Source organism: Pedomonas sp. (genome assembly GCF_036515995.1).
Classification (GTDB): Bacteria; Pseudomonadota; Alphaproteobacteria; order Sphingomonadales; family Sphingomonadaceae; genus Pedomonas.
Genome location: NZ_DATBUP010000179.1, coordinates 1 through 4,920, shown reverse-complemented (window position 1 = coordinate 4,920; position 4,920 = coordinate 1). Strand labels below are relative to the sequence as shown.

Genomic DNA, 4,920 nt, shown 5'->3' with positions numbered 1-4,920 from the left:
CGTGGCAATCAGGGCGGGACGAGGTATCTCTCCGGATAGAATCCGCCGCTGTGTGACAGCCCGGATCGCAAAGCATCTCCTCGGGCCCCAGTCCAGACCGAAGGGGAAGGAGGGAAGAAAAGGGGGAAGAGGCGAGGGGTGAGAAGCATCATCTCCTTGTCTCTTCCTGCCCTTCATTGCTTTCTGGGAGACCTGCCATGACTTCAGAGCTGGCCGCGGCCGGCGCCCGCCTGTGCGGGCTGCTCGGCGGCGCCTGGTTCGGACAGCACGGCATGTGCCGCTGTCCGGCCCACAAGGATCGCACGCCCTCGCTCAGTATCCGCACTGGCGAGCAGGCGCTGCTCTTCAAATGCCACGCAGGCTGTTCTCAATCGTCTGTGCTGGCGGCCATCCGCCGGTATGAGCCGCACCTGGGCGGGTGTCGCCTGAAGGCCTTGCCGCCCGAGCGCAGCCCGCAGGAAATCCAGGCCTGGGTGGAGCGGCTCTGGCAAGAGGCGGTGCCGGTCCAGAACACGCTCGCTGCCCGCTACCTGGAAGCACGCGGGCTAACTGCTCCTCAGAGCGTGCCCTTGCGCTTCCTGCCCCGCTGCCGCCACCGGCCAAGCGGGCACCGGCCCCCGGTCTTGCTCGCCGCCTGCCAGGACCTGGACGGCCGGCTTGTAGCGTTGCATCGCATCTACCTGGACCCAAACGAACCGCGCCTCAGCTCTTGCGAGCCCCGGCGCATGCTGACCAATGCGCCCGGCAAAAGCGCAGTGCAACTGGCCCCGGCCAGACCGACGCTCGGGCTCGCCGAGGGCGTCGAGACGGCCCTGGCCGCGATGCAGCTTCACGGCATTCCGGTCTGGGCGGCGCTCTCGAGCACGCGCCTTTATCAGCTGGCACTGCCGGAGTGCGTCCAGACTTTGGTGCTGTTCGGCGACAATGACGAGGCCGGACGCCACGGCGTTGCCCGCGCACAGGCCACCTATGCCAGGGCGGGCCTCGAGGTGCTGGCCCGGTTCCCCGAGCCGCCCTTCAACGACTGGGCCGATGTCCTGAAGCCGGCCTGAAGCAACCCTTCTCTTTCACCCATGCCGCTGCGACCGGCTGCTCTTTCTCGAGCAGGCCGGGCGCGCGGGCTTGCTGAAAGGCTTCCGCCATGACCCAAAATTTGAATGATCCAGCGCACAAGGCCCGCATTCGCGAGCTTAACGACCAGCTGCGCCAGGCGCCCTTCGACACGCGGCTCGGCCAGGTGGTCCTGACCACGGCCGTTGCCGACTTCCTTCGATCCGCGCCGGAGCTGCTGCCCAAGGAATGGCTGGCGCGCCGACTGTTTCTGTTGCGCGCCTTGGCCGCGTTCGATGCATTCGATGAAAACAATGACCCTGCCGAAGAGCACGACTTCGGATTTTTTGAAAGCTGGGACCGCACCTTCTTCTTCAAGATCGACTATTTTGACACGGCCGGCCGCAAGGGGAGTTCAGACCCCGCCAACCCGGCCGTCACCCGCCGGGTGCTGACCATCGGCTTTCCCGAGGATTACTGAAAGTTTTCGGTGGCCTCGAGGGGCACTGCCCCCGCCAAGCAGCTCAATATCCTCGCCACCTCTGCCCTGATCCCTGCCGCTTCGGCTTCTCCCTCGCGCTTCCCCCGCGCGGGTGGCGTCGTGCTGCGCGTCCTCAGGGCCTTCGCTTGAAAGGAGCTTCTCTTATGTTCAAAGACCTGCTCAAGCTGTTCCAGAAACCCTTCCGCCTGCGCTTGCGCCCGTGCCGGCGCCCGCGCCCCGTTCTTCTTCTGACGCGGCGCATCGGCGGGCACGCGGAGCAGGCCGGCACTGATCATTCTGCCCGCTGGCGGGCCCGGCAGATCGAGCGCAATGCCGAATGGATGCGCGACTTCTGGGGCGTCAAGCACACGCTCCTCCACGACACGAAGAGTCCGGGTGGGCCACTGTCGGTGACGCCCCTCAAGGTCGAGCCGCACTGGTATGTGCTGAAGCACCTGGCCCGCTGGTCCCGCGCACAGTACGAGGCCGCGCCTCAGGATGTCATCGACCGGGCGGTTGCCGAGATCCTCGGCATCAGTCTGACCCATGCGGTTCTCATGCGCTTAGGGCCCGAAAACCCCCGTCCGATCTGGCCGGACACGCTCATCGAGCGCGACGGCCGCTACCCTTGGGCAACCCCGGAGATCCATGCCTTCTGGAGCCGGCTCGATACGGTGTCCGAGGCCGAGTGGGCCGACATCGCCGCTGCCGCCAGCCTCCAGCGCGAGCACCTGCGCCAGCACTGGCGGGAGATCCACCGGATCGCGCTCACCTACTACTCGGACTACCACGATGTTCTCCGGCAGGCTGTCATCACCGCGCCCCACGTTTATGGATCTGGCAATGCCCAAAGCCTTGCCCATCTCAAGACGCGGGCGACCTTCGAGATTCTGGCCACCCATGTGGCCGGCGAGCATGTGCCCTGCCGCCACCTGGCGCTGTTCGGCATTCACTCCGTCGCTGATCTCGTGGAAGCGGCGAACGCACCGGCCGCAGACCCGAAGGCGCCCAGGTCATGACAGGGGCCAAGATTCCCAAGCAGCAAAGGTCCCTAGCCTTTGAGGAGGGAGCGATGCGCACCCCAGAGCCCTGTTCCGCTGTACCCTGGCCCGAACACCCGTCACCCTTGCGCCGGCGCTTGACCGACTACACCCGCGCTCACCGGCTGGCCCAGCGCCTGTTCGAGCGCCATGGCAGGCCCGTCGCCATCATCGCCCAGGACTGCCCCATTCAGGCCCACTGCGTCATTTGGGGCGAGGATGTGTTTCGGCTCAAGCTGGAAGGGGAGGAGCCGCGGCCCTACCGGCTGGTCTCGACCATTTTCTAGAGTTCGCGTTGCACCTTTTATTTGCGAAGACTGGCATTGCCGGCAGGCCAGCGCGCGGTTCGGCACGCGAGCCGAGGCCGCTGCAGACCTGCCGGGAATAGGACCGGGGTTGCCAGGAACATCGCCGCCAATTGCGCCCATAATCGCCGGGACTGCCCCAAGGCTGGCCAGTGGCTTGCGCCTCGGGTCCGGGTCAGGCCGGCCTTGTCTTTTTCCTGAATTTCATTGAGTGAACAGGCCCGCTCGCCCAGGCGCCGGACAGCGGGCACGGCAGCGCTCTCCGCGCCTGCGCGGGCAGGGGAGGTCAATTCAAGCCAGAAGGCGGGCCCCAGTCTTCCCGGAATCCGATCGCCAGGATCCGGGCAGGCGCGGCAGGATGCCCTGCAGGCTCCTCCGCACACCCGCCGCGGGTGCCGGCCTCGCGGATCAGGAAGAAGAATTCCCGCTCCCAGGCCGAGAAAAGCCCGAAGTGGAGCGTGCTGTCGGCCCGGATCTCGCGGGCAAAGTTGCAGCAGCCAGCAAGCGCCCGCAGCAGGTGCCGGCGCCGCGCCGTGCTTTTGACCGCCGCAGCCTCCGGGTCTTTTGCAATGAAGGTCTCGACGGTCCGCGTCAGCACGACCCGGTCGACCATGGTTTCAATCTGGCGGTGCGCCGGCCGCGGATTTGTGCAGGACGCATCCCGCAAAAAGCTGTGAAAGTCCTTATTGTTTTTCATATGAGCGAACTCCGCTGGAAAAGGGCAAGGACTGCGCAACCAGCACTCGAGACGCAAGCCTCCAGAACTGCAAGGGGACAAGCGCAAGGCGGGTCTTGCCCGCTGTGGTCCCCCTGTCGATGCGTGCCGGCACTGCCGGCAAGGGACAGCGGCGTGCCGGACTGGGGCTGCCCCGGAGCGCATGATTTTATTTATGGCTTGCCGGCGCCCGCGTGCGGCTCTGCATATGGGCGTCAGAGTTCCCGCGGCCTTGGGCACCTGTGCAGTTTCCCGCATTCGGGCCGAAGCGCGGACAAGGCGTGCCGGGCGCTGCTCGGTCTTCCGCCCGGCCGCCATGGGCCTTACCTGACGATGGCCGGATGGTAGGCCGGCGGCCCGCCCAGCATCGGCCGGTGGGAGACGGGCTGGCGCCCGCCTTCGTCCATGAGGCCATAGCTGAGCGCCTGCTCGGCGCCGATCAGGACCTTGCCCGTTAAATCCATGCGGTTGGGATCCTCGAAGATCCTGGCGATGAGGCGCCCCGTGAACTCGGGCGTCTCGGCGATCTCGAGCGCGTGGCCGTACTCGTCCGGGCGCGCAAGAGCCGACGCCTTGGTGCGCTCGGTCGCCAGGATCCCCATCCAGATCGAAACCACCGCGACGCCGTGATCCTGCAGGTCGATCGACATGTCGTAGGCCATCTTGTCGACGCCGGCCTTCTGCGCGCCGTAGGCCGGCCCGTGCATGTAGCAGTTGCTGCCGAAGGAGGAGGTAAAGACGATGAGCCCGCTCTTCTGCCGGGCCATGAGCGGCGCGGCATGGTAGCTTGCCACGTACTGGCTCCTCAGGCCCACATCCAGGATGTTGGCCAGCGAGAGCGACTTTTCCCAGAACGGCCCGGGCTCGATCAACTGGTCATCGATGTGAGCAACGTTGTTCACCAGCAGGTCGAGTCGGCCCTGCTCCTCCTCGACCCGGCGGAAGAGGGCGGCAACCGCCGCATCGTCCGCGTGGTCGACCTGGACGGCAATGCCGCGCCCGCCGGCCTGTGTCACCGCCTCGGCGGTCTCCAGAATGGTGCCGGGCAGGGCCGCCTCGCCGGCGCGCATCGTCCGGCCCGTCACATAGACGGTGGCGCCGTACTGACCGAGCGCCGCGGCGATGCCCCGGCCTGCGCCGCGGCTCGCACCGGTGACCACCGCCACCATCGGGTTCTTTTGTTGCATGCTGGACCCTTTCATCCGTGATTTTGGAGGCCAAGGACGGCCGCCGACAGGCTACCCGTCTCGTTGATGCTGCGCACAAGCAGGGACTGGCGCTCAAACCGGCTGGTCTGGATGTACCAGCGCCCCTCCTGCCGCACGTAAG

At 66.5% G+C, this 4,920-nt stretch carries 6 protein-coding genes; 4 read left to right on the top strand and 2 right to left on the bottom strand.

Going from position 1 to position 4,920, the window contains the following annotated elements; genetic code table 11:
• Nucleotides 1-197: 197 nt before the first annotated feature.
• From VIG90_RS13340 to VIG90_RS13325, 4 genes are all read left to right on the top strand, one after another.
• Nucleotides 198-1,052 carry a DUF7146 domain-containing protein gene (locus tag VIG90_RS13340; protein WP_331594015.1) on the top strand — a complete coding sequence of 285 codons (855 nt, stop codon included), beginning with the start codon at nucleotides 198-200 and terminating at the stop codon, nucleotides 1,050-1,052.
• A gap of 89 nt (nucleotides 1,053-1,141) precedes the next feature.
• The gene (locus VIG90_RS13335) at nucleotides 1,142-1,531 is read left to right on the top strand and encodes a DUF3768 domain-containing protein (protein ID WP_331594014.1); all 390 of its coding nucleotides are present in this window, start codon (nucleotides 1,142-1,144) and stop codon (nucleotides 1,529-1,531) included.
• Between the two features lie 164 nt (nucleotides 1,532-1,695).
• The gene (locus tag VIG90_RS13330; RefSeq protein WP_331594013.1) at nucleotides 1,696-2,550 is read left to right on the top strand and encodes a hypothetical protein; all 855 of its coding nucleotides are present in this window, start codon (nucleotides 1,696-1,698) and stop codon (nucleotides 2,548-2,550) included.
• Between the two features lie 53 nt (nucleotides 2,551-2,603).
• Complete coding sequence (locus VIG90_RS13325) at nucleotides 2,604-2,858, top strand: hypothetical protein (protein ID WP_331594012.1); 255 nt, start codon at nucleotides 2,604-2,606, stop codon at nucleotides 2,856-2,858.
• Between the two features lie 304 nt (nucleotides 2,859-3,162).
• On the opposite strand, the gene VIG90_RS13320 is transcribed toward VIG90_RS13325, so the two are convergent.
• The gene (locus tag VIG90_RS13320) at nucleotides 3,163-3,489 is read right to left on the bottom strand and encodes a hypothetical protein (protein WP_331594011.1); all 327 of its coding nucleotides are present in this window, start codon (nucleotides 3,487-3,489) and stop codon (nucleotides 3,163-3,165) included.
• A 425-nt stretch (nucleotides 3,490-3,914) separates the two neighbouring features.
• Entirely contained in the window at nucleotides 3,915-4,778 is an 864-nt protein-coding gene (locus tag VIG90_RS13315; protein ID WP_331594010.1) for an SDR family NAD(P)-dependent oxidoreductase, read from the bottom strand.
• Nucleotides 4,779-4,920 lie beyond the last annotated feature (142 nt).